The organism is Dactylosporangium sp. CS-033363 (assembly GCF_050942475.1).
Lineage (GTDB): Bacteria > Actinomycetota > Actinomycetes > Mycobacteriales > Micromonosporaceae > Dactylosporangium.
This window is the reverse complement of sequence record NZ_CP192032.1, coordinates 3,430,936-3,454,146: the sequence shown is the minus strand read 5'-3', so window position 1 is coordinate 3,454,146 and position 23,211 is coordinate 3,430,936. Positions and strand designations below refer to the sequence as shown.

The window sequence follows — 23,211 nt, the reverse complement described above, 5'->3', positions numbered from 1 at the left end:
GCTCTTGATATCAGACCGCACAAAACGGTGAGATCGACGCATGGTCGACATGGCGCGAATTGCGAGTTGGTGTTCCGGGGTGACGAGGTCGCGGGCCTTCGAGGTGGCGATCGTGCTGCTCATCGGGGCCAACGCGGTGGTGCTGGCCATCGAGACCTATCCGCATCCGGGCGCGGTCGGCGAGCTGCTCGACGAGCTGGAATGGGGCTTCCGGCTCGCGTTCGTGGCCGAGATCGCGATCCGCATCCTGGCCCACGGGCGGCGGCCGCAGGACTTCTTCAAGCAGGGCTGGAACGTGTTCGACTTCGTCGTGATCGCGGCGGCGTTCGTGCCCGGACTGCACGGCGACTCGGCCGCCCTGCGCGTGATTCGCATCGCGCGCGTGCTGAGCCTTGTGCGTTTCTCCCCCGGACTGCGCACCATCGTCACCGCCCTGTTGCGCAGTCTGCCCGGCGTGGGCGGCTTCCTCGCCCTGGCCCTGGTGACGCTTTACGTGTACGGGATGGCCGGCTGGCTGATCTTCGGCGACGCCTACCCGCAGCAGTACGGGACGATCGGCGCGGCGGTGCTCACATTGTTCGTTCTGCTGTCGCTGGAGACCCTGCCCGACCTGATTCAGCAGGGGCTGGACCTGTCGCCGTGGACGCTCGTGTACTACGTGAGCTACGTGCTGCTCACGGCCAACCTGCTCATGAACATCCTGATCGCCGTCATCGTGAACTCGATGGAGGAGGCGCGGCGGCTGGAGATGACCGACGGCCTGGCCCCGGACTACGACGTGGACGGCGACGGCGTACCGGACGAGATCGACCGGATCGCGGTCAGCCAGCGCCTGGACGATTTGCGCACACTCGTGCAGGAACTCGAGCGCGAACTGCGCATCGACCGCACTCCGGGCGGCGGCAAGTGATCGCTTCGGCTGCGCACATCCGTTCATACGTGCGCGGGCCCGTCGCTTTGGGCGATCGCGCCGGGCCCGTGGATGGTCAGCCGATCTGCGCGGCCCAGGGCGTGTGCTGATCGCGCCGGGCCCTCGGGTGGCCGGCTGATCCGTGTGGGCCCGGCGCGCGCTGATCGCGCCGGGCCCGCGGATGGCCAGCTGATTCGTGTGGGCCCGGCGCGTGCTGATCGCGCCGGGCCCTCGGGTGGTCAGCTGATCTGCACGGCCGCGTCGTCGAGGACGAACGAGGTCTGCAGGGAGGAGTCCTCGGTGCCGTTGAACTTGAGCGCGACGGTCTGGCCGGCGAAGGCGGTCAGGCTGTACGACTTCTGCACGTAGCCTGTCGCTTTGTTCAGGTTCGACAGCGTCGCGAGCGTCGTCGAGCCCGCCGTGATGGTCAGTTTGTCGTAGGCGGTCGACGTCGTCGTCTCCGCGGAGTCGATGTGGACATAGAACGACAGCGTCGCCGTGCAGCCGGCCGGGATGGTGACCGACTGGGACAGGCTCTCGGTGTGCGTCGAGCCGTAGCCGAGCAGCCAGGCGCTGTACGTGCCGCCGTGGGCGGCCTGGCCCTGCGACGACCACTGGCCGATCGCGCCCGTGGTGCCCGACCAGCCCGTCGCGCCCGACTCGAAGCCCGGGTTGGTCAACAGCTGCGCGGACGTGCAGCCGGTCGGCGGCGGGGTGGTCGTGCCGCTCACCGAGGTGGCCCAGATGGTCGAAGCGACACCGTCGGCCGCTCGGTTGAGCAGTGTCGCGTTGATGTTGCTCGTCGTGTCGCAGGACTGGTGGTAGCAGGAGTCGTACGCGCTGTTCGCGGTGCCGCCCCACTTGGCCGCCTGCGCCGAGGTCTTGCGCGCGCTCGCACCCGCCGCGTAGCCGGAGGTCGGGATGCCCACCCGCTCGAACGAGTAGTCGTCGGAGCGGCCCGCGCCCTCGGTGTTCTCCTCCGGCTGCAGGCCGAGCGAGTCCCAGTAGGCCTTCATGGGCGCCGCCGCCGAGGACGTGATGTGGTTGATGAAGTAGCCGCCGTTGGGCGAACCGACCATGTCGAAGTTGTAGTACGCCTTGATCTGCGTGCGCTGCGCACTTGTGAGCGCATTGGCGTAGAAGGCCGAGCCCTGCAGGCCCTGCTCCTCCCCGGCCCACCAGGCGAACCGCACGTGCCGGCTCATCGTCGGGTGCTGCTGGGCCAGGACCAGCGCGTTCTCCAGCAACGTGGCCGACCCGGAGCCGTTGTCGTTGATGCCCGGCCCGGCCGCCACGCTGTCCAGGTGCGCACCGAACATGGTGATCTGGTCGGACGGGCCGCCGGGCCAGTCGGCGATCAGGTTGTTCGCGCGGTACGTGCAGCTCGTGCACGTCTGCTCGGCCACCGTGTAGCCGGCGGCCTGCAGCTTGCCCTTGATGTACGCGACGGATGCCGTGTAGCCGGCGGTGCCGGAGCGCCGGGTGCCGCCGTTGCTCGATGCGATCGTGCCGAGCTGCGCAAGGTGGGCCTGCACGTTGGCCACCGCGATGTCGGGCGCGGCGGCCAGGGCGGGCGTGAGCTGTGCCGGGGTCGCGGCGCCGGCCGGGATGGCCAGGCCGGCACCGATGAGCGCGGCGGACACGATCAGTGTCAGCGCCGCTGGACGGGATCTCATGGGAGAGCTCCTCGATCTCGGGGAGAGGGGTGGCGCGAGATTCGCACGCGTCAATTCCCGAGATCAAGCAGCAGGTCCATACCACCTTGGCCATACCGCGCACGCGCGACACGGTCCTGAGCTGCGCAGACGTCTGCCGGTCGGGCGGTGCACACCACCCGCGCAGAACCCTTTGCGACACCCGCGCGAACACGCAACGGTCCTCGCCCGTTCGACATACACCGAGTGCGGCAGAGGTGCGATCAAGCAGAGGTCCACAGAGTGCGCGGATGCGTGACACGAAAAAGTAAACCGAGTGCGCGGTTGCGCGATCACACCGAAGTACACCGGGTGCACGGATGCGCGACCATGCCGAAGTACACCGGGTGCAGGGATGCGCGACCACGCCGAAGTACACGGAGTGCACGGATGCGCGACTACGGGAAACTGACGACAGGTGTCGCGTGCACCACCCAGGCGGTACCGCGCGTGGGTGACGCGCGCCGGGTGCGGCGGACGGCAGGATTGCGGCAATGTTGCCGGACACTCCCGCGGTCGCGGCCGCGCTGTCGGTGGCCGAGCGCCACTTCTCGCCCGCGATGCTCAATCACTCCGTGCGCTCGTACGAGTGGGCGGCGGCCTATGGCACGGCCCGCGGGATCGACCACGACGACGAGCTCGTCGGGGTGGCGGCGCTCCTGCACGACATCGCGCTGGCGGCCTCGTTCGACAGCCACACGGTGGCGTTCGAGGAGGCCGGTGGCGACCTCGCCCGGGTGTTCGGGCGCGCCGCGGGGTGGTCGGCGCGGCGGGCCGATCGGGTCGCCGAGATCATCGTGACGCACATGCGCGACGACGTGTCCGCCGGCGACGATCCCGAGTCGCACCTGCTGCAGGTGGCGACGAGCTGGGAGATTGTCGGACGATGGGAGGAGGAGTTCCCGCCGGACCTGCGGGCGGAGACCCTCGAACGGTATCCCCGGCTCGGCTTCACCAAGGAGTTTCTGGGGTACTTCGAAGATCAGGCCCGACGCAAACCGGCCAGCGCCGCGGCCGGCTCGGTGCGCCGCAACCTCGCGATGCGCATCACGGACAACCCGCTCGACACCTGAGGCCGACACGTCGGCGGCCCCGCAGGCGACGGTCCGGAACGCCCTCGCGGCCGGCCGGAAACTGAAGGTCAGCGCCGACTCGCGGTCAGCGCGTGGGCGCCGCTCGCGGCTACCAGGTCCGCGGTGCCCGCTGCGAGGGGCCGGAAACCGAACGTCAACGCCGACTCGCGGTCAGAGCGTGGGCGCCCGATCGGGCCAGGGTGGTCTTGCCGCTGCCGGACTCGCTCGCGGCCACCAGGTCCGCGGCACCCGCCGCGGGAGTCGGAAACCGAACGTCAACGCCGACTCGCGGTCAGCGCGTGGGCGCCGCTCGCGGCCACCAGGCCCGCGGCGCCCGCCACGGGGGGCCGGAAACCGAACGTCAACGCCGGCTCGCGGTCAGAGCGTGGGCAGCGCTCGCGGCCACCAAGTCCGCGGCGCCCGCTGCGGGGGCGGGACGGCGGTAGTGCAGGGACAGGACGCCGTGGATGCGGCCGTCGGGAGTCAGCAGCGGGTAGGAGCGGATCGCCCGGGAGCCGGCCGCGCAGATCGGGGCCAGGGTGGGCTGGCCGGCGAAGATGGGGTTGCGGGTCACGTCGTCGACCACGACGGTCTGGCGGGTGCGGACGGCGACGGCGCAGGCCGTGGGCTGGCCCTCGCCGACGGTGGCGAAGTACTCCAGGAATTCGTCGCTGAAGCCGCGGTGGGCCTCCATGCGCAGGGCGGCCGTCGTCGGGTCGTAGATCTGCAGGTCGCAGAAGTCGGCGCGGCCGACGGTGCGGGCGACGTCGAGCATGGCGGCGACGATCGTGGGGCGGTCGGCGACGGCCAGGAAGTCGCGGTCGATCAGCATCAGGGCCTCGGCGCCGGCTCGGCGGCGTACGGCGTCGAGCAGGATGCGGCGGGTGGCGCGGACCTCGGCGTCGATCATGCCCTGTTGCTCGTGAGCGCGGATCTCGGCCACCTGGTCCTCGATGCGCTGGCGGTCGGTGGCCGCGCGGTGGTAGTCGGCCCGGGCCGTCAGGAGACGGCCCAGCGGCGTCTCGTCTCGACGGGCGTCGGCGGCGGCCATCTCTCCAGTATCTCCCCGCGACGCGGTACGACCGAGGTAGCCACCCCGCGACACAATGCAGCCGAGGCACGCCAGGACCGTGACACGGTACAGCCGAGACACGCCAAGACCGCGACACGGTACAGCCGAGACACGCCAAGACCGCGACACGGTACAGCCGAGACACGCCAAGACCGCGACACGGTACAGCCGACGTGGCCAGGACCGACAATGTACGGCGCGGCATCCCGCGGTCGCGATTCGGCTCGCCTTGCGCGGGATGCGCACCAACTCGTACTTCGCGAAAATTGGTCGGAGCCGAGGCGAAATGCCCCAGCGTCACACGCGGAAGCGGCTCACCGTCGCCTGCAGGTCGCTCGCCACCCGGTTCAGCTCGTGCACCGTCTGGTCCACCTCGGTCAGCGTCGCCGTCGTCGACTGGGCCGCCTCGGCCACGCCGGCGATGTTGCCCGCGATGTTCGTCGCGCCGTGCGCCGCGTCGCCCACGCTGCGGCTCATCTCGCCGGTCGTGGCCGTCTGCTCCTCGACCGCCGAGGCGATGGTCAGCTGGTAGTCGTTGATCCGCGCGATGATGCGGCTGATCTCGCCGATGGCGTCGACCGCGTTGGCCGTGTCGGACTGGATCGCCTCGACGCGGCGGGAGATGTCCTCGGTCGCGCGGGCGGTCTCCTGGGCCAGGTCCTTCACCTCGCTGGCGACGACCGCGAACCCCTTGCCGGCCGCGCCCGCGCGGGCCGCCTCGATGGTGGCGTTCAGGGCCAGGAGGTTGGTCTGCTCGGCGATCGAGGTGATCACCTTGACCACGTTGCCGATCTCGGTGCTCGAATCGCCGAGTTTGGACACGGTGTGGTTGGTCGTTTCGGCCACGCCGACCGCCTCGGAGGCGACCCGCGCGGCGTCGTTGGCGTTCTGCGCGATCTCGCGGATCGAGGCGCCCATCTCCTGGGATCCCGCGGCGAGCGTCTGCACGTTCTGGGAGACGGTGCCCGCGTCGCCGGCGACGACGTTCGCGCGGGCCGCCGCCACCTGGGCGCTCTCGCCGATGCGCGCCGTCACGCCGGTCAGGCGGCCGGTGCTGTCGCCGAGGGTGCGGGCGGCGGTGGCGAGCGTGTCGACGGTACGACCGATGCTTTCGTTCGCTTGGTTGACGGCGACGGCCATCCGGCCGAGTTCGTCGCGGGCGAGCACGGCCGCGCGCTTGGTCAGATCGCCGTCGGCGGTGGCGCGCAGGGTCTCGGACACGGTGCGCAGCTGACGGTTCATCCGCCGCCCGATCAGGCCGGCCACCGTGAAGGCGACCAGCAGGCCGATGACCAGGGAACCGATCGTCCAGTTGCGCGCGGTGTGGTATGCGCCGAGGGCGTTGCTCGCCTCGGCCGTCGCCTCGGTGTTCTCGAGCGACTGCAACTGCGCGAGCGCGTCGTTCATCTGCGCCTCGAGGCTCTGCCACAGCTTGGTCCGCTCGGCCGCGTCGCTGGTCACCGTGGTTCCGGCCTTCGGCTGCTCCTGGAACACCACGACGTTGCGCAGGTTGGCGTAGCCGTCCCAGGCCGTCGCGAACGTGTCCAGGGTCGTCGCGCGCGCGGAGGAGTCCGAAATGCGCATCCGGTACTGCTCGATCGCACCACTGATCAGCGTGTCGCCATTGCTCCGGGCCTGCTGCGCGCGCGGGCCGAGCGTCGGGTCGTACGACGACCAGGCGAACAGCGACTGCGCACGGTAGTTCTCGGCCACGCCCTGCCGGATGACGACCAGCTCGGCGACGCTCTCCAGGTGCTCGGACTTGAGGCTCTCGAGCCGGTTGTTGATCCGGGCCATGCTCGCGATGGACAGCGCGCCCACCCCGATCGCGACGAGCGCCACCAGCGCCACGCCGATCAGGGTCTTGATGTTCACGGACCGGTCGGCGACCAGCGCGGCCACCGGGTTGCGCCGGACGGTCACCTCGATCGGCGTGGTGTTGGCGGTCATGCCGGTTTCCGTCCCGTCGGGCCAGCTGCTGTCGGATACAGCGGATGTCCGTGTCATCGGCACCTGATGTCCGAGGTTTAGGCATGATCCAATGACGGCATGGAGCCCGACTCGGACCTCGTGGCCGCAAGCTGTCACGTGCTGGAGTTCTCGGTCAGCCCGGGCGGCGCCCGCCAGGGTGACCTGCACGGCGCGCTGGACGTCGCCCGCCTGCGGGCCAGGTTCGAGGACCGCTACGACACGGACCATCTCGCGTACCTCGTGCTGTGGTACGGCGCCTTCCTGCACCTCTGGACCGTCCAGGCCGGCAAGCTCACGGCCGGCGTCGACCTCCACCCGCACCTGCGCACCGGCGACCCCAGCCTGGACCGCGCGGCGAGCGCCCTGCTGGCGAGCGGCCGCCCGAGCGAGCTGCGCGACCTGTTCAACAAGATCCACCTGCTCACCGACGAGACGATGACCGCCCTGCGCGTCCTGGCCCACGTCCTCGACCTGCGCGAGCACGCCCCGGACGACCTCGCCGCGGCACTGGCCGGAATCGACCGCCGCACGCTGCCCGACCTGCCGCCGATCGCGGCGACCTACGAGCTGGACTGGTCCGCGGTGGCCGCGACGGCCGAGCCGCTGCGCGACCCGCTGCTACGCCCGCACGAGACGACGGCGGTCACCTGGTCGCAGGACGGCCTGGCGCCACCGTGGGACAGCTACCTCCGCCACGTCGACGGCGTGATCCTGGGCCTCGTCGACCTGGAGGGCGGCGACGAGGAGTGGGACGACGCATGACCCGATCCATGCGTCAGCCGCACAACGTGCACGTGTTCGTGTTTCGGCGGGCGGCGGCGGAACCGGAGTACGCGCTGTTCCGCCGCAGTGACGACGGTCAGTGGCAGTCGGTCAGCGGCGGCGTGGAGGGCGAGGAGAGCCTCGGCGCGGCCGCGCGGCGCGAGTTCACCGAGGAGACCGGGCTTCCGGCCGGTGCCGACCTGTTCGAGCTGGACATGCGCAGCGGCGTGCAGAAGGCCTCCTTCAAGGCCGCCGACCTGTGGCCGGATGACCTGTACATCGTCCGGAAGCACTACTTCGCGATCGAGGTGCCCGGCGCCGGCGCGCGGATCGAGCTGTCCCGGGAGCACCGCGAGTGCCGGTGGCTGGGCTATGCCGACGCGTACGTGACGCTCAGCTACGACGACGACCGCAACGCGCTCTGGGAGCTCGACGCCCGGATCCGCCGCGACGACCTGCGCCGCTACTGATCGCCGTGCCCAAAGTCAGGTGAGCGCCGGCGCCGGCGGTTGACGGCACGACGCCGGATGCCCCCGACGAGGAGCGTGTCAAAGGGGGCGGTGGTGTACTGAGCCGATGGCGGTACTCACCGAGCTCGAACGACGCCTGCCGGCCGATCGGGTCGTCACGGACCCGGACGTGCTGCGCTCCTACGCGCACGACGAGGCCGAGTGGGCCCCGTACGACCAGCCGGTCGCGCTGGTACGACCGCAGTCGGCACAGGAGGTACAAGCGACGGTCCTTGCTTGTATTGCCACCGGAACGGCGATCGTGCCCCGTGGGGCCGGCACGGGGCTGTCCGGCGGGGCCAATGCGGTGGCCGGGTGCGTCGTGTTGTCGCTGGAGAAGATGGCCGCGGTCGTCGAGGTCGACCCGCTTGAGCGCCTGGCCGTCGTGCAACCCGGCGTCGTCAACGATGCGCTGCGGTCCCACGTCGCGCGTTTCGGCCTCTGGTACCCCCCTGACCCCGCCAGTTCGCCCTGGTCCACGATCGGCGGGAACGTCGCGACCAACGCCGGCGGCATGTGCTGCGTGAAGTACGGCGTCACCCGCGACTACGTGCTCGGGCTGCAGGTGGTGACCGGCACCGGCGAGCTGGTCCGGCTCGGGCGCCGCACCGCGAAGGGGGTCGCCGGCTACGACCTCACCTCGCTCATGGTCGGCTCGGAGGGCACCCTCGGCGTCATCACTGAGGTGACGGTGAGGCTGAGGCCGGCGCGCGCACCCGAGCGGACCGTCGTCGGGTACTTCGACTCCGCCGCCGACGCCGGCCGGGCCGTCACCGCGGCGGCCGCGGCCGGGCTCACCCCGTCGGCGCTGGAACTGGTCGACCGGCACTGCCTGGCCGCCGTCGACGCGTGGAAGAACATGGGCCTGTCCGCCGACGCGGCCGTCGTACTCCTCGGGCGGGTCGACACGCTCGGCGCGGAGGGTGACGCCGAGGCCGAGGCGCTGCGCGAGGCGTTCGCGGCCGGCGGCGCCACCTGGTCGGCCGTCTCCACCGACCAGGACGAGGCCGACGCGCTGTTCTCGGCCCGCCGGCTCGCGTACCCCGCGCTGGAGCGGCTCGGGCCGGTGCTCACGGAGGACGTCTGCGTACCCAAGGCGGCCGTCCCGCAGATGCTCGCCCGCATCGACGCGATCGGGGTCGCGCACGACATCCGGATCGCCAACATCGCGCACGTCGGCGACGGTAACCTGCACCCGCTGCTCATCACCCCGGCCGGGGATGACGCCGCCCGCGTGCGCGCCCAGGCCGCCTTCACCGAGATCGTCGCGGCCGCGCTCGACCTCGGCGGCACCGTCACCGGCGAGCACGGCGTCGGGCTGCTCAAGCGGGAGGGGCTCGAACGGGAGCTCGCGCCCGCGGTCCGGGCGATGCAGGCGGCGGTCAAGGCCGCGCTGGACCCCCATGGCCTGCTCAACCCCGGCAAGGCAATCTGAACACCATGACCGGACGGATCGACATCGACGACCTGTACCGCATCGCGCTGGTCGAGCAGCCCGCCCTCTCCCCCGACGGCGCGCAGGTGGTCTACGTCCTACGCAGGGCTGACCGCGAGTCTGACAGAGACGTCCGCTCCCTGTGGCGGGCCGCGGCGGTGCGGCGGCGGCGAGCCCCACCGGCTGACCCGCGGTCCGGCCGACAGCGCCCCGGTCTGGTCCCCGGACGGCACCCGGCTGGCGTTCCTGCGCTCCGTGGACGGCCCGGCCCAGCTGTGGCTGCTGCCGGCCGCCGGCGGCGAGGCCAAGCCGCTGACCGCGCTGCCGCTGGGCGCCGGTACGCCGGTCTGGTCGCCGGACGGCCGCGCGATCGCGTTCGCCGCCGCGACCGGCGCTGACGAGGGTTCCGCGCCCGTCGCCACCGAACGCCTGGACTACAAGGCCGATGGCACAGGCCTCATCGGTACCGTCCGCCGCCACCTCCACGTGCTGGACCTCGACAGCCGCGAGGTCCGCGCGGTCACCGACGGCGACTGGCACGCGAGCGACCCGGCGTGGTCGCCCGACGGCACCATGCTCGCCTTCGCCGCCGCCCGTCATCCCGACGCCGATCTCACGATGCGCTCCGCGGTGTACGTCGTCGACGCCGGCCCGGACGCCGCCGAGCCGCGCCTGGCCGGGTCGGCCGACGGCCAGGCCGGCCCGGTCACCTGGACCCCGGACGGTCGGGCGCTGCTCGTCGTCGGCCGCCGCGACACCGCCACCGGCCACGCCGGCCTGCTGCGCGTCCCCCTGGACGGCGGCGACCCGCTCGACCTCGCCGCGCCGCTGGACCGCAACGTGATGCCCGGCGGCCCCGGCTATCCGGGCGCGCTCCCGGCGGCGGCCGGCGACCAGGTGTACTTCTGCGTCCGCGACCGCGGCTGCTCCCACCTCTACGCGACCGGTCTGGCAGGTGGCACACCCCGGCTGATCCTGGGCGGCCCCGGCGACGTCGTGCAGGGCATGTCCGTCGCCGGCGGCACCGCAGCGGTGGCCCTCGCGACCCCGTCCTCCTATGGCGAGATCGTCCGCGTCAACCTGCAAACCGGCGAGAGGATGACGCTCACCGAGCACGGCGCGAGCCTCGGCGATGTCGAGCTGTTCGCGCCCGAGGAGCGCGAGTTCACCATCGCCGACGGCACCGTCGTGCCCGGCTGGCTGATCCGCGGCCCGGCCAGCACCGGCCCGCGGCCGCTGCTGCTGGACATCCACGGCGGCCCGCACAACGCCTGGCATCCGGCCGCCGACCCCGCCCACCTGTACCACCAGGCGCTCGCCGCCCGCGGCTGGACCGTCCTGCTGCTCAACCCGCGGGCCAGCGACGGCTACGGCGAGGCGTTCTTCACCGCGGCGCTCGGCGCGTGGGGCGAGGCCGACGCGCGCGACCTCCTGGAGCCCCTCGACCAGCTCGTCGCCGACGGCACGGCCGACCCGGACCGCCTGGCCGTCAGCGGGTACAGCTACGGCGGCTTCATGACCTGCTACCTCACCAGCCGCGACGACCGGTTCGCCGCCGCCGTCGCCGGCGGGGTGGTCGCCGACCTGACGAGCGAGGCCGGCACCGCCGATCTCGGGCACCACCTGAGCGCCGCGGAACTCGGCGGCACCCCGTGGGCGGACCGCGACCGGTTCGCCGCCCTGTCACCGCTGGCCGCCGTCGAGAACGTGCGAACGCCGACGCTGGTACTGCACGGCGCCGACGACGAGCGCTGCCCGGTCGGCCAGGCCGAGCAGTGGTTCACCGCGCTGCGGGAGCGGGGGGTGCCGAGCCGGCTGGTGCTGTACCCCGGTGCGTCGCACCTGTTCATCCTCAACGGCCGGCCGTCGCACCGCGCCGACTACAACCGCCGCGTCGTGGCCTGGGTCGAGCGGAGGCCCCCGATCGACGCCGCGCACTGGCAGCGACGGCTGGAGGTGCTGGCCCGGCGGCACAGGGTTCCGGGGGCGGTGCTGGGGGTGCTCCGGATCGGTACCGACGGGGCCCAGGACGAGACGACGGTGGCCGCCACCGGCGTGCTGAGCACCCGCACCGGCGTCGCCGTGACCGAGGACTCGCTGTTCCAGATCGGCTCCATCACCAAGACCTGGACCGCGACGGTCATCATGCAATTGGTTGACGAGGGCCTCATTGACCTCGACGCGCCGATCGCCGACATCCTGCCCGGCCTGCGCCTGTCCGACGAGGACGTGGCAGCGCGGGTGACGATGCGCCACCTGCTGAGCCACACCAGCGGCATCGACGGCGACATCTTCACCGACACCGGCCGCGGCGACGACTGCCTGGACCGCTATGTCACCGAATTGGCGACGGCGGCCCAGAACCACCCGCTGGGCGCGACCTTCTCGTACTGCAACTCCGGCTACACCCTGGCCGGCCGCGTCATCGAGCACCTGACGGGCATGACGTGGGACGCCGCCGTGCGCTCCCGCCTGATCGCCCCGCTCGGGCTGGAGCACACGGTGACGCTGCCGGAGGAGGCCCTGCTGCACCGCGCCGCAGTCGGCCACGTCGGCCCGGACGTCCGGCCCGCTCCAGTGTGGACACTCCCCCGCTCGGCCGGCCCGGCCGGCCTGATCTGCGCCTCGGCGGCCGACGTCCTGTCCTTCGCCCGCCTGCACCTGACGAGCGGCGCCCCGATCTCGGACATGACCGCATTCCAAGCCGACGTCCCGGACAAGCACACCCTCGGCGACTCGTGGGGCCTGGGCTGGATCCGCTTCGGCTGGGACGGCGCCCGGCTCATCGGCCACGACGGCAACACCCTCGGCCAGTCCGCCTTCCTGCGGCTCCTGCCGGAGCAGGGCCTCGCGGTCGTCCTGCTGACCAACGGCGGCAACACCAAGGACCTCTACCAGAGTTTGTACCGTGAAATCTTCGCCGACCTCGCCGACCTCGCCATGCCCGAGCCGCTGGCCCCGGCTCCTTCGCCGCCGGCGGTCGACGCATCGCGGCACCTCGGCGTGTACGAGCGCGCCGGCGTACGCCTGGAGGTCTTCATGGAGGACGCGCGCCTGCGGATGCGCCAGACCACCACCGGCCCGCTCGCGACGCTGGTCCCCGATCCGGTGCAGGAACACGACCTCGTGGCGATCGACGACGCCCTGTTCGTCCTGCGTCCGCCCGGCACGCAGACCTGGATCCCGGTCACCTTCTACACCCTGCCGACCGGGGAGCGGTACCTGCACACGGGCCTGCGCGCCAACCCGAAGGTCTCCTGATCCGGGCCGGCCGGCGCTACCGTTGACGCGTGGACGCGGATCAGCGGATCAGGGCCGCGATCGAGGAGCACTGGCGGGCATCCGACGCGGGTGAGGTCGAGGCCGAGCACGCCCTCTACGCGGACGACGCCGTTCTCGACTACCCCCAGTCGGGCGAGCGCTTCCGCGGCCGCGCCACCATCGCCGCCCAGCGTGGTGGGCATCCCGCCGAGCGCCGGTTCGCCGTCCAGCGCATCAGCGGGGCGGGCGACCTGTGGGTGAGCGAGTGCACCATCACCTACGACGGGGCGCCGACCCACTCGGTGAGCATCATGGAGTTCGCCGGCGACAAGGTCGTGCACGAGACCCAGTACTTCGCCGACCCCTTCCCCGCGCCCGAATCGCGGGCCGGCCTCGCCGAGCGCATCCGATAATTCGGTTGCCGCCGACGCGACCGGCCGCGATCCTGGACGGCATGACGTACTGACGGACCACCCCAGTCGCAAGACCCCCATCCGTCCGTGTCGTCTTCGAAGGACCTCTCCTTTTGCCTGCCAGCGTTTCCATTTTTGCGTCCCCGAACAGCTGGATCGAGTCCGACGCCGTCGCGCAGTGTCAGCAGGTGGCCGCGCTCGACGGGATGGAGCATGTCGCCGGCATGCCCGATCTGCACCCCGGGAAAGGGGCGCCCATCGGGGCCGCGATGCTCTCGTCCGTGCTGTACCCGTTCCTCGTCGGCTCCGACATCGGGTGCGGGATCGCCGTGTTCCCGATCGCGCTCAAGAAGCCGGTGCCGGAGAAGCTCGCGGCCCGCTTCCCCGACCTCGACATTCCCGTCGACCCCGCGCCCGGCGAGGACATTCCGGCCGGGTACACCGACCAGCTCGGCACCGTCGGGCGGGGCAACCACTTCGTCGAGCTCGCCCGCGTGCAGGACGCCTTCGCGGAGCGCGCCGGGCTGCACGAGCGCGACCTCGTCCTCATCGTCCACAGTGGATCTCGCGGGCTCGGGGAGCGGATCCTGCGCGAGCACACCGAGGTGCACGGGGCCGGGCCGGCGGAAAACGCGGAACAGTACCTCCAGGCCCACGACGAGGCCGTGCGGTGGGGGTCGCTCAACCGGCGGCTCCTGGCCGAGCGGGTCGCGCTCGCCCTCGGCGCCGAGCCGGCCGAGCCGATCGTCGACGAGTGCCACAACCTGGTGGAGGTCCGTGACGGGAAGTACCTGCACCGCAAGGGGGCCGCGCCGGGCGATGGGAAGGACGTGCTCATCGCCGGGACCCGGGGCACGCCGTCCTATGTGGTCGCGGCGCACGCCGGGCGGGATGCCGGGTGGTCGGTCGCGCACGGGGCCGGGCGCAAGATGTCCCGGGCCGACGCGCTCAAGCGCGGGAAGGCCAAGCACACCGTCGAAGAGCTGCGGCGTACGCCGGTCGGGTCGTTCGTGGTGTGCGGGGACCGGCAGCTGCTGTTCGAGGAGGCGCCGACCGCCTACAAGCGGATCGAGCAGGTGATCGCCGACCTCGTCGCGCACGAGCTGGCGACGCCCGTGGCGGTGACGGTGCCGGTCGTCACCTACAAGACGGCCGAAGCGAAGCGGCGCCGATGACGGTGTACCTCATGCTGTCCGCCGGCCGCGGCCCGCGCGAGTGCGAGTGGGCCGTGGCCGAGCTCGCCAAGCGCCTGGAGCGGGACGCGGCCGGGAACGGGGTCCGGACAAATCGCCGCGAGAGCACGCCACGCTCCATAGTCATCGCCCTCGACGGCGCCGAAGCGGTGGCGTTCGCCGGCTCCTGGACGGGCACGCTGTGCTGGCAGGCGAACAGCCCGTACCGGCCGAATCACGGACGCAAGAACTGGTACGTCATCGCGCAGCCGTGCACGCTCGATGCGCCGCGCACCGAGTTCCGGGAGTCCGATGTGGACCTCGTGCCGTGCCGGACCGGCGGGCCGGGCGGGCAGCGGCGCAACAAGGTCAGCACCGCCGTGCGGGCCACCCATCGGCCGACCGGGCTCGTCGTCGTGGTGGACACCGAGCGGCACTTCGGGCTCAACCGGGGACTCGCGCTGCGGCAGATCCGCGAGCGGCTCGAGCGCGACGCTGCAGTACAAGAACAATCGCAGGTCAAGGCCCGTTGGCAGATCCACGACGAGATCATCCGGGGCGATCCGATCAGGACCGAGCGTCCCTAAACTTTCGCTGAGTCCGACAGAAGTTGTCGACATTTCGGCGGAAGTCCTTTAGCGTGGCGTACCACATCGACGTTCGTCGGTTCCGCCAGTACCGATGGACGGCGATGACCCGTGCCCGTCTTCGGCGAGCGCGCGCGGGAGTCCGTGACGGCTCCTACCATCCCTGGAGCGATCCATGAAGCGATGGACGACCCTCTTCGCCGCGCTGCTCGTGGGCGTCGGCCTGTTGCCCGCGGTTCCGGCCGCGGCCGCCGTGCCACCGCAAGAGCCCGGCGTCACCCTGCGCGTGTTCGACCTGCAGACCCCGCAGAGCTCCATCTGCGTGCTGAAGACGGGCCAGACGCCCAACATCGACAAGCTCATGCCGACCGTCAACTGGACGACGGCGACCGACTTCGGGCTGGAGAACTCCTTCCAGGCCCAGGTGCTCGGCAACGTGAACATCGCGGCGGCCGGCACGTACGCGTTCCGGCTCACCAGCGACGACGGCTCGCGGATGGCCCTGGACGGGGCGACCGTGATCAGCAACGACGGGCTGCACGGGGCGACCGCGGTCGAGGGCAGCCTGGCCCTGACCACCGGGTACCACGCGCTGCGCATCGACTACTTCGAGCGCGACGGCGGCCAGCAGCTGACCCTGGAGTGGCGGCCGCCGGGCGCCACCGCGTTCGCCGTCGTGCCGAACTCGGTGCTCAGCACGGACTCCGGCGTCGTGCGGGTCACCGCGCCCGGCCGCAAGGAGTGCGAGGGCAACGGCGACTCCGCCGGCGACGGGCTGCCGCTCACGTCGCTGCACCCGGGGTACACCCTGACGAACCTGCGCCCCAACGGCTTCAACCCGCAGGTGAGCGCCATGGACTGGTTCCCCGACGGGCGCCTGGCCATCGCGACCTGGGGCGGCAGCCTCAACACGACGGGCGAGGTCTACATCCTGCGCAACGTGACGGGCGCGACCTCGCCCGCGCAGGTGCAGTACACGAGGATCGCCAGCGGGCTTCGAGAACCGATGGGGCTCAAAATCGTCGACGGCATCATCTATGTCTCGCAGAAGCACGAGCTGACCGAGCTCACCGACACCAACGGCGACGGGCAGATCGACCGGTACCGTACGGTGGCGACCTGGCCGTTCGACGGCAACTTCCACGAGTTCGGGTTCGGGCTGCTGTACCAGGACGGCTTCTTTTACATGAACCTGTCCGTTTCGATCAACCAGGGCGGCGCCACGACCGAGCCGCAGGGCTCGCCGAACCGCGGCACCAGCCTGAAGATCAACCGCTCGACGGGAGCCGTGCAGTACGTCGCCGGCGGCCTGCGCACGCCCGACGGCATCGGCTGGGGCCCGGCCGGCGAGATCTTCGTGACCGACAACCAGGGCGGCTGGCTGCCGGCCTCGAAGCTGGTGCAGATCAAGCAGGACCGCTTCTTCGGCCACTACACCAACCCCGACGGCCCGTTCGACAACCAGCCGATCACCCAGCCCGTCCTGTGGCTGCCGCAGAACGAGATCGCCAACTCGCCGAGCACGCCGCTGGTACTCCACAGTGGACCCTACGCCGGCCAGCTCGCGTTCGGCGACGTGACCTACGGCGGGGTCCAGCGCGCGTCGCTGGAGAAGGTCGGCGGGGAGTACCAGGGCGCGGTCTTCCGGATGACGCAGGGCCTGGAGATGGGCGTCCTGCGCCTCAGCGAGGGGCCGGACGGCGCGCTCTACGCGGGCGGGCTCGGCGCCGGCGGCAACTGGGGCCAGGAGGGCAAGCTGACCTACGGGCTGCAGAAGATCACCCCGAACGGCGCGACCCCCTTCGACTTCAAGGCGATGCGGGTCAAGCCGGGCGGCTTCGAGCTGGAGTACACGCAGCCGGTCTCGACCGAGACGGCGGCGAACCTCGCCTCGCGCTACAGTTTCAAGCAGTGGCGGTACGTCTCCACGCCGGCCTACGGCGGCCCGAAGGTCGACGAGGAGTCGCTGCAGGTCACCTCGGCCACCTTGTCGGCCGACCGGCTGAAGGTCACGGTCCAGGTGGCCGGGCTCAAGCCGGGCCGGGTCGTCTACGTGCGCTCGCCGCGGCCGTTCACGTCCACGACGGGCCAGTCGCTGTGGAGCACCGAGGCGTGGTACACCCTCAACGCCCTCGCCGACGGCACCCTCCCGCCGACCGGCCAGCAGGAGGCGGAGAACTCGGGCCTCAGCGGCAGCGCGGGCGTCGCCACCGACCACAGTGGATACACGGGCAGCGGGTTCGTGGCCGGGTTCGGCAACCAGGGCGCCGCCGCCACGTTCAGCGTCGCCGCCCCGAGCGCCGGCTCCTACAACGTGGCGCTGCGGTTCAGCAACGGACCCAACCCGTCCGCCGGAGCCAAGACCGTCAGCCTGTACCTCAACAACGCCAAGGTGAAACAGGTCTCGCTGGCCGACACCGGCAACTGGGACACCTGGGCGACGCAGACGGAGACGCTCACCCTGCGCGCGGGCGGCAACACGATCGCGTACAAGGTGGACAGTGGCGACATCGGCCACGTCAACCTGGACAACATCGTCGTCACCCCGGCGGGCGGCGGCTCCACGGCCGACCACACCGGCACCATCACCGGCATCGCCGGCAAGTGCGTCGACGTCAGCAACGCCGGCACCGCCAACGGCACGAAGATCCAGCTGTGGACCTGCAACGGTTCGACCGCCCAGAGCTGGACCCGCACCGGCGACACCCTGCGCGCCCTGGGCAAGTGCCTGGACATCGACAACGGGGGCACCGCGAACGGGACGAAGGTGCAGCTGTACACCTGCAACGGCTCGGCCGCCCAGGTCTGGCAGGCGCAGTCCGACGGCACGCTGCGCAACCCGCAGTCCGGCAAGGTGCTCGACGCGGCGGGCGGCGCCTCGGCCGACGGTACCCAGCTGCAGATCTGGGACAACGCGAACGTGCCCCAGCAGAAGTGGGTCCACAGTGGTGCGTCGCGGGTGACACTGTTCAACGGCGGCAACCTCAACGCGTTCCAGAACGCCGACGGCACCGCCCCGACCTGGCCCATCTCGGGCGGCTCGGCCGAGGTGCTCGGCGGCGACCTGCGCACCAAACAGACGTTCGGCGACTTCAAGCTCCACGTGGAGTTCTGGCTGCCGAACCTGCCGTCCGACGTCACCGGGCAGGCCCGCGCCAACTCGGGCGTCTACCTGCAGGACCGCTACGAGGTCCAGGTGCTGGACACGTACGGCAAGTCGCCGCTGGCCAGTGACGACTGCGCCGGGATCTACCTCAAGCGCGCGCCCGACAGCAACGCGGGCACGGCGCCGGAGACCTGGCAGACGTACGAGATGACCTTCCGCGCGGCCCGCTGGAACGGCACCACGAAGACCGAGAACGCCCGCGTCACCGTGGTGTGGAACGGCGTGACGGTACACAACAACGTCGCCATCGACGGCCCGACGGGCAACGGCGCGGCCGAGTCCGCCGCGGCCCTGCCCATCCGCCTGCAGGACCACGGCGACCCGGGCGCGAACGTACGGTACCGAAACATCTGGATCGAACCGGTCTAGCCCTGGAGGCGCTCGCACAGCCAGGCGAGCGCCAGCGGGTACCGGTACTCGATCCCGCCGTGGCCGGCGTCGAACAGCTCGAAGTACACCTGCTGCTGTTGGACGCCGGCCGCGAGCACCCTGTCCAGGAACGCCGAGGCGCCGAGGTCGAGGTAGTACTCGTCGCGCCGGCCGGCGTCGATCCAGATCCCCCGCATCGACCGCAGCGCCTCGGCGTACTGCTCCTGCCCGGCCATGACCACGGGGTCGCACGCGAGCCACCGCTGCCAGACCTCGGGAACCACCTGCCCGTTGGCGTCGAACGGCATCAGCACGCGGCCGTCGGGCTCGGCGGAGTAGGCGGCGGCGTACGCGTACATCTCCAGCAGCTCGATGTCGCCCTCGCGCGGGATGGACCGCTGCCGGAACTCCTCGAGGAACGTCTCGTACGAGCCGCCGGCCCGGTCCCGCAGCTGCCGCGCACACCGCGGAAACTCCGCGCGATGGCAGACGTCGAACAGCGCGTCCCCCGCGTGCGTGGCGAGGGCCCCGAACACGTCGGGCCGGAGCATCGCGGTGACCATGGCCCCGTACCCGCCGCTGGACTTCCCGGTGATCGCCCGATGGTCCCGTGCGGCGAGGGTGCGGAACCTGCCGTCGACGAACGGCACCACCTCGTCGCAGAGATAGGTGTGGTACTGCCCGGTGCCGGGCGAGTCGAGGAACTGGCTCCCGCCGAGCGAGGTCCAGGCATCGAAGTAGACGACAATGGCGGGCGGCGCTTCCCCACGGGCGAACATGGCATCGGCGAGCTCGGGGTACGGCGTGCGGAACGGAACCCGGTTCCACCACATGGCGATGTGCCCGGTGTACCCCTGCGCCACGTAGACGGTGGGATACCGCTTCGCCTCATCCTCGTCATAACCCGGGGGGAGGTAGACCAGCAGTGGGCGCTCGTGCGGATCGCCCAGCGGGTTACCGCGCAGGGCGGCGCTGTCGACGACGAGCTCCTCGAAGCGTCCGGCGAGCGGCGAAGACCAGGGCAACATGTGGCAACGATATCCAGGCCCCGTCGCGGGCGAGGGTGAGGGCGAGTGCGGCGACCGCGGCGGCGCCCGTCAGGAGCCAGCCGGTGCCGCTGGCGCTCCAGTCGCCGTAGTCGCCGCCCGAGGCGTACGGGAAGACCGGCAACCGGCGTTCCAGCGGGCGGACCAGCGCCCACACGGTGACCGCCGGGATGACGGCGATCGCCCAGCGCTGGCCCGGGGTCGCCTCGCCGCGGGTGCGGCGCCACGTCACCCAGGCGGTCGCGACCGCGGCGGCCGCGTAGCCCTGGACGAGGACGGTCCACGGGTGGCCGTACAGGCCGGGGCGGGCCCACCACACGGCCGCGGACCAGGCGGCGAGCAGGGCGGCGATGCCCGCGGCCCGGGCCAGGGTGCGCCAGGCCAGGCCGCGCGGGGCGGGGTCGACGACGGCGGCGGCCGGCTCGTCGAGGCACCAGCCGACCGCGCCGGCGAGCAGGGCGACCGCGGTGCCCTGCAGCGGCCAGAGGGTCCAGTTGTCGAGCCGGACCGCCGCGAGCAGGCCGGCGATGAGCAGGGCGGCGACCGCGACCAGGGGCCAGGGCACCGCCCGCGCGGCGTGGTGGCGCATCAGAGGTCGGGGCCGGCGATCGGGTTGGGCACGGCGTCGGGCAGGCCGAGCAGCATGGTGAGGACGAGGGCGGCCACGGCGACGGCGAGGGTCACCGCGATCAGCACGCGCAGGCGGGTCCGGTCCGGCTCCGGGTCGTGGTAGAGGGCGACCAGCAGGCCGAGCGCGCACAGGGCCAGCAGGTAGACGATCCACCACTGGGGCGAGCCGGGCAGCGCCACCCAGTGCCCGGTGCCGCTGGACCAGCCGATCGGGCCGTACCAGTACGTCCACGGCCAGATCACCCGCCAGCGCCAGGTCGACTCGAAGTTGCCCTGCATGAGGATCGTGACGAGGACGAGCAGCACGACGGCGAGCGGGGTGACGCCGCGGCCCGGCAGCCAGCGGGCGAGGACGAGGCCCAGCAGCGGGCCGCCGACGGCGGGCAGCACGCCCAGGGCGAACATGACGGCGAACACGTGGCCGTCGCCGAACGGGCCGAACGGGACCGTCGAGGGCGCGGGCGGGTGGACCTGATAGGCGATCAGGGCGGCGGCGTACCAGAGCAGCGCGGTCGCCAGCGGCACGACGACGGCCCCGGCGAGCGCGGCGGTGCGGGTGCGCTCCGGGACCGCGACCGAGCCGGCGGCCGCGGCGGCCCGGTCGGAGCGGCGGGTCAGGCCGGCCATCACGATCAGGCCGAGGACGCCGAGCAGGGCGGCCGGCCCGATCATGCTCAGCGCCGACGACGACTGGTCGCCGCCGCCGGTCCCGGCGAGGTCCACGGCGGAGACGAAGGCGAGCAGGGCCGCGCCGAGCCAGTACAGCTTGGCCGTGAGGTAGTGGCGGATCTCCCGCCGGGTCAGCACGCCCAGCATCGGCGCGGTACGGGTGACGGCGGTCATGCCACGGCTCCTTGGACATCGGCGCTGCGCAGCAGCAGGTAGGCGTCCTCGACCGTCGGCTCGACGGCGGAGGCGCCGGCGGCGGGACGGCCGCCGACCGAGCGGATCTGGCCGGTCCCGGTCCGCCAGGTCTGGACCGCGCCGGCACTGGGCTCGGGGCCCTGGTGGACCCGGCCCGCGGCGGTGGCGAGCAGTTCCGGGACGGTGCCGTCGAAGCGGACCCGTCCGCCGTCGAGCACGACGACCCGGTCGCAGAGGGCCGACACGTCCTCGGTCTGGTGGGTGGAGATCAGCACGGTGCCGGGCCGGCCCGACAGCAGGCCGCGCAGCGATGCCCGCTGCTCGGGGTCGAGCCCGGTGGTCGGCTCGTCGAGGATGAGCAGGGCCGGATCGCCGAGCAGCGCCTGCGCGATCGCCAGGCGGCGGCGCTGGCCGCCGGAGAGGGCCTTCACCTTGACCGTGGCCCGCTCGGCCAGGCCGACCAGGTCGAGCACCCGGCGTACCTCCTCGTGCCGGCGCGCGGTGTCCGCCCACTCCTTGAGCACGGCGATGTAGTCGAGGAACCCGAACGCGGTCATGCCGCGCGGGAAGACGACCTCCTGCGGCAGGTACCCGATGCGGCGCCGGGCGGCCGTGCGCTCGGCGTGCGTGCCGGTGACGGCGTGCCCGGCCACGCCGACGGTGCCGGTGCTCGGCGCGAGGGCGCTGGACAGCACCCGCAGCATGGTGGTCTTGCCGGCGCCGTTGGGGCCGAGCAGGCCCACCACGCCGGCCTCGAAGTGAAGGGTGGTCGGGTGCAGCGCGACGGTGCGGCCATAGGTCTTGGACACGTTGACGAGTTCGGCGGTCATCGGGCGGCTCCCCGGGCGTGGTTGGTGGTGGTGACGTGCACGAGCGCGGCTGCGAGGACGGCCGTGACGAGCGCCGAACCGGCCTGCCCGGCGGCGGTCGGCAGAGCCTGGATCGCACCGGTACCGCCGGCGACCGACCCCAGCACCAGCCAGCCGGTCGCGACGACGGCGGTCGCGACCCGGGCCGTGAGCCAGGTCAGCAGGATGAGCGCGGCCACGGTCAGCGCCAGACCCGGCAGCAGCCAGGTGGCGAAGTAGCCGTGCAGGGCCGGCACGGCGAGCGCCGCGGCGACGGTCAGCGGCACCGCGGCGACGAGCGCGGCCACGGTGCGCAGCAGCGCGAGCCGCAGCCGCGAGTACGGCGTGGTGCCCGCGACCTCGCGGAAGGGGTCGGTGGCGTCGTAGGTGGCGATCACCGCGAGCACCGGGATGAGCGGCGCGAGCAGCAGGAACACCGCGGCCGGCCCGCCCGGTAGCGGGACCGGGGTCAGCCCGGCGAGGAAGGCGCAGCACACCGCCGCGCCGACCGCCACCGACCAGGACAGCCGCAGGTCGCGGGCGGCCGCCACGACGACGAGGTCGGACTCGGGCACCCCGAGCCGGGCCAGCAGCCGCAGCGGCCAGGGCGGGCGGGGCCGGACGATCTCGGCGTGCACCGCCGCCCAGAGCACGCCCACGTCCGGCACGAGCGGGCGGGCACCGGCCCGGCACGGCGGGCACGCCGTCACGTGCTGCTCAAGGGCGGCCGCGGCCACCGGGTCGAGCCGCCCGGCCGCGTACCGCTCGAAGGTCTCCTGGTCGACGTGCCAGCTCATGCCAGTCCCTCCAGCAACTGCCGGCGCAGGCGGGCCTTGGCCAGCCGTACCCGGCTCTTCACCGTGCCCTGCGGCACCCCGAGCAGCAGGGCCGCCTCGCTCGTGGTGAGCCCGTCCAGCACCGTCGCCTCCAGCGCCTCCCGCAGTTCCGGGGACAGGCCCCGCAGCGCCGCCCCGAGATCGCCGTGCTCGACGGCGGCCAGCAGCTCGTCCTCGGCGCTGCGCAGGCTCGGTGACAGCGCGGCGACGACCTGCTGACTGACCGGAGTCGGCCCGCGCCGGACCCGCAGCCGCGAGACCAGCTGCCGGATCGCGATGCCCCACAGCCAGGCCCCGACGTCGCCGTCGCCGCGGTACCGCCGCGCCTGCCGCCACACCGCCACGAACGTGTCCTGCAGGGCCGAGGCGGCCAGCTCCTCGTCCGGGGTGCGCCGCCGCAGCCGCAGCGCGAGCCAGGCCGAGTGCCGCTCGATCAGCTCGCGCAGCGCGCGTTCGTCACCGGCCGCGACCTGCACCAGCAGGTCGGCGTCGCTCGGTGTTGGCGTCTGCATGCCACCACTGTCGCGGTCCGGACCCCGAACGGATCACCGCCGCGGCGACTTTTTTCTGCCGCCGTCCGGGCGCAGACTCCA

General features: G+C 72.2%; 19 protein-coding genes. 10 read left to right on the top strand and 9 right to left on the bottom strand.

Annotation, left to right across the window (positions count from 1 at the left end; all coding sequences use genetic code 11):
• Positions 1 to 79: 79 nt before the first annotated feature.
• Entirely contained in the window at positions 80 to 910 is an 831-nt protein-coding gene (locus ACQPZ4_RS16005; RefSeq protein WP_433061146.1) for an ion transporter, read from the top strand.
• A 239-nt stretch (positions 911 to 1,149) separates the two neighbouring features.
• Here ACQPZ4_RS16005 and ACQPZ4_RS16000 read toward each other — a convergent pair whose 3' ends face one another.
• A complete protein-coding gene (locus tag ACQPZ4_RS16000) occupies positions 1,150 to 2,586 on the bottom strand; it encodes a M28 family peptidase (RefSeq protein WP_433061144.1) in 1,437 nt (478 codons plus the stop codon).
• A 512-nt stretch (positions 2,587 to 3,098) separates the two neighbouring features.
• Here ACQPZ4_RS16000 and ACQPZ4_RS15995 point away from each other — a divergent pair.
• Complete coding sequence (locus ACQPZ4_RS15995) at positions 3,099 to 3,677, top strand: HD domain-containing protein (RefSeq protein ID WP_433061140.1); 579 nt, start codon at positions 3,099 to 3,101, stop codon at positions 3,675 to 3,677.
• 361 nt (positions 3,678 to 4,038) lie between these two features.
• Here ACQPZ4_RS15995 and ACQPZ4_RS15990 read toward each other — a convergent pair whose 3' ends face one another.
• The gene (locus ACQPZ4_RS15990) at positions 4,039 to 4,728 is read right to left on the bottom strand and encodes a GAF domain-containing protein (RefSeq protein WP_433061137.1); all 690 of its coding nucleotides are present in this window, start codon (positions 4,726 to 4,728) and stop codon (positions 4,039 to 4,041) included.
• Positions 4,729 to 5,046: 318 nt separating this feature from the next.
• Positions 5,047 to 6,699 (bottom strand): methyl-accepting chemotaxis protein, encoded by a 1,653-nt coding sequence (locus ACQPZ4_RS15985; RefSeq protein ID WP_433061134.1) that lies wholly within the window; start codon positions 6,697 to 6,699, stop codon positions 5,047 to 5,049.
• 99 nt (positions 6,700 to 6,798) lie between these two features.
• On the opposite strand from ACQPZ4_RS15985, the gene ACQPZ4_RS15980 reads away from it, so the two are divergent.
• The 8 genes from ACQPZ4_RS15980 to ACQPZ4_RS15945 all read left to right on the top strand — a co-directional run bounded on the left by ACQPZ4_RS15980 (position 6,799) and on the right by ACQPZ4_RS15945 (position 18,394).
• Positions 6,799 to 7,482, top strand: coding sequence for a hypothetical protein (locus ACQPZ4_RS15980; protein WP_433061131.1), 684 nt, complete (start codon positions 6,799 to 6,801; stop codon positions 7,480 to 7,482).
• Positions 7,479 to 7,952, top strand: a complete 474-nt coding sequence (locus ACQPZ4_RS15975) for an NUDIX hydrolase (RefSeq protein WP_433061129.1) — start codon at positions 7,479 to 7,481, stop codon at positions 7,950 to 7,952. Before ACQPZ4_RS15980 ends, ACQPZ4_RS15975 begins: the two co-directional genes overlap by 4 nt.
• A gap of 106 nt (positions 7,953 to 8,058) precedes the next feature.
• The gene (locus tag ACQPZ4_RS15970; protein WP_433061126.1) at positions 8,059 to 9,426 is read left to right on the top strand and encodes an FAD-binding oxidoreductase; all 1,368 of its coding nucleotides are present in this window, start codon (positions 8,059 to 8,061) and stop codon (positions 9,424 to 9,426) included.
• Between the two features lie 255 nt (positions 9,427 to 9,681).
• Positions 9,682 to 12,687 carry a serine hydrolase gene (locus ACQPZ4_RS15965; RefSeq protein WP_433061123.1) on the top strand — a complete coding sequence of 1,002 codons (3,006 nt, stop codon included), beginning with the start codon at positions 9,682 to 9,684 and terminating at the stop codon, positions 12,685 to 12,687.
• 29 nt (positions 12,688 to 12,716) lie between these two features.
• Positions 12,717 to 13,100: a nuclear transport factor 2 family protein gene (locus ACQPZ4_RS15960; RefSeq protein ID WP_433061121.1), complete on the top strand. Its 384-nt coding sequence runs from the start codon at positions 12,717 to 12,719 to the stop codon at positions 13,098 to 13,100.
• 113 nt (positions 13,101 to 13,213) lie between these two features.
• A complete protein-coding gene (locus ACQPZ4_RS15955) occupies positions 13,214 to 14,275 on the top strand; it encodes an RNA ligase RtcB family protein (RefSeq protein ID WP_433061119.1) in 1,062 nt (353 codons plus the stop codon).
• Complete coding sequence (gene prfH / locus ACQPZ4_RS15950) at positions 14,272 to 14,859, top strand: peptide chain release factor H (RefSeq protein WP_433061116.1); 588 nt, start codon at positions 14,272 to 14,274, stop codon at positions 14,857 to 14,859. The genes ACQPZ4_RS15955 and prfH overlap by 4 nt, the downstream gene beginning before the upstream one ends.
• 175 nt (positions 14,860 to 15,034) lie before the next feature.
• Positions 15,035 to 18,394, top strand: coding sequence for a family 16 glycoside hydrolase (locus tag ACQPZ4_RS15945; protein WP_433061114.1), 3,360 nt, complete (start codon positions 15,035 to 15,037; stop codon positions 18,392 to 18,394).
• On the opposite strand, the gene ACQPZ4_RS15940 is transcribed toward ACQPZ4_RS15945, so the two are convergent.
• Genes ACQPZ4_RS15940 through ACQPZ4_RS15915 form a run of 6 tightly spaced genes read right to left on the bottom strand, consistent with a single transcriptional unit; the run spans position 18,391 to position 23,130 of the window.
• Entirely contained in the window at positions 18,391 to 19,422 is a 1,032-nt protein-coding gene (locus tag ACQPZ4_RS15940; RefSeq protein ID WP_433061111.1) for an alpha/beta hydrolase, read from the bottom strand. The genes ACQPZ4_RS15945 and ACQPZ4_RS15940 overlap by 4 nt on opposite strands.
• Positions 19,349 to 20,029 carry a hypothetical protein gene (locus ACQPZ4_RS15935; RefSeq protein WP_433061109.1) on the bottom strand — a complete coding sequence of 227 codons (681 nt, stop codon included), beginning with the start codon at positions 20,027 to 20,029 and terminating at the stop codon, positions 19,349 to 19,351. Before ACQPZ4_RS15935 ends, ACQPZ4_RS15940 begins: the two co-directional genes overlap by 74 nt.
• Entirely contained in the window at positions 20,029 to 20,913 is an 885-nt protein-coding gene (locus ACQPZ4_RS15930) for a hypothetical protein (protein ID WP_433061106.1), read from the bottom strand. The genes ACQPZ4_RS15935 and ACQPZ4_RS15930 overlap by 1 nt, the downstream gene beginning before the upstream one ends.
• Positions 20,910 to 21,764 carry an ABC transporter ATP-binding protein gene (locus ACQPZ4_RS15925; RefSeq protein WP_433061103.1) on the bottom strand — a complete coding sequence of 285 codons (855 nt, stop codon included), beginning with the start codon at positions 21,762 to 21,764 and terminating at the stop codon, positions 20,910 to 20,912. Before ACQPZ4_RS15925 ends, ACQPZ4_RS15930 begins: the two co-directional genes overlap by 4 nt.
• Positions 21,761 to 22,579, bottom strand: a complete 819-nt coding sequence (locus ACQPZ4_RS15920; RefSeq protein ID WP_433061100.1) for a zf-HC2 domain-containing protein — start codon at positions 22,577 to 22,579, stop codon at positions 21,761 to 21,763. The genes ACQPZ4_RS15925 and ACQPZ4_RS15920 overlap by 4 nt, the downstream gene beginning before the upstream one ends.
• On the bottom strand, positions 22,576 to 23,130 hold the full coding sequence (locus ACQPZ4_RS15915) for an RNA polymerase sigma factor (RefSeq protein WP_433061097.1): 555 nt from the start codon (positions 23,128 to 23,130) through the stop codon (positions 22,576 to 22,578). Before ACQPZ4_RS15915 ends, ACQPZ4_RS15920 begins: the two co-directional genes overlap by 4 nt.
• Positions 23,131 to 23,211: the final 81 nt, after the last annotated feature.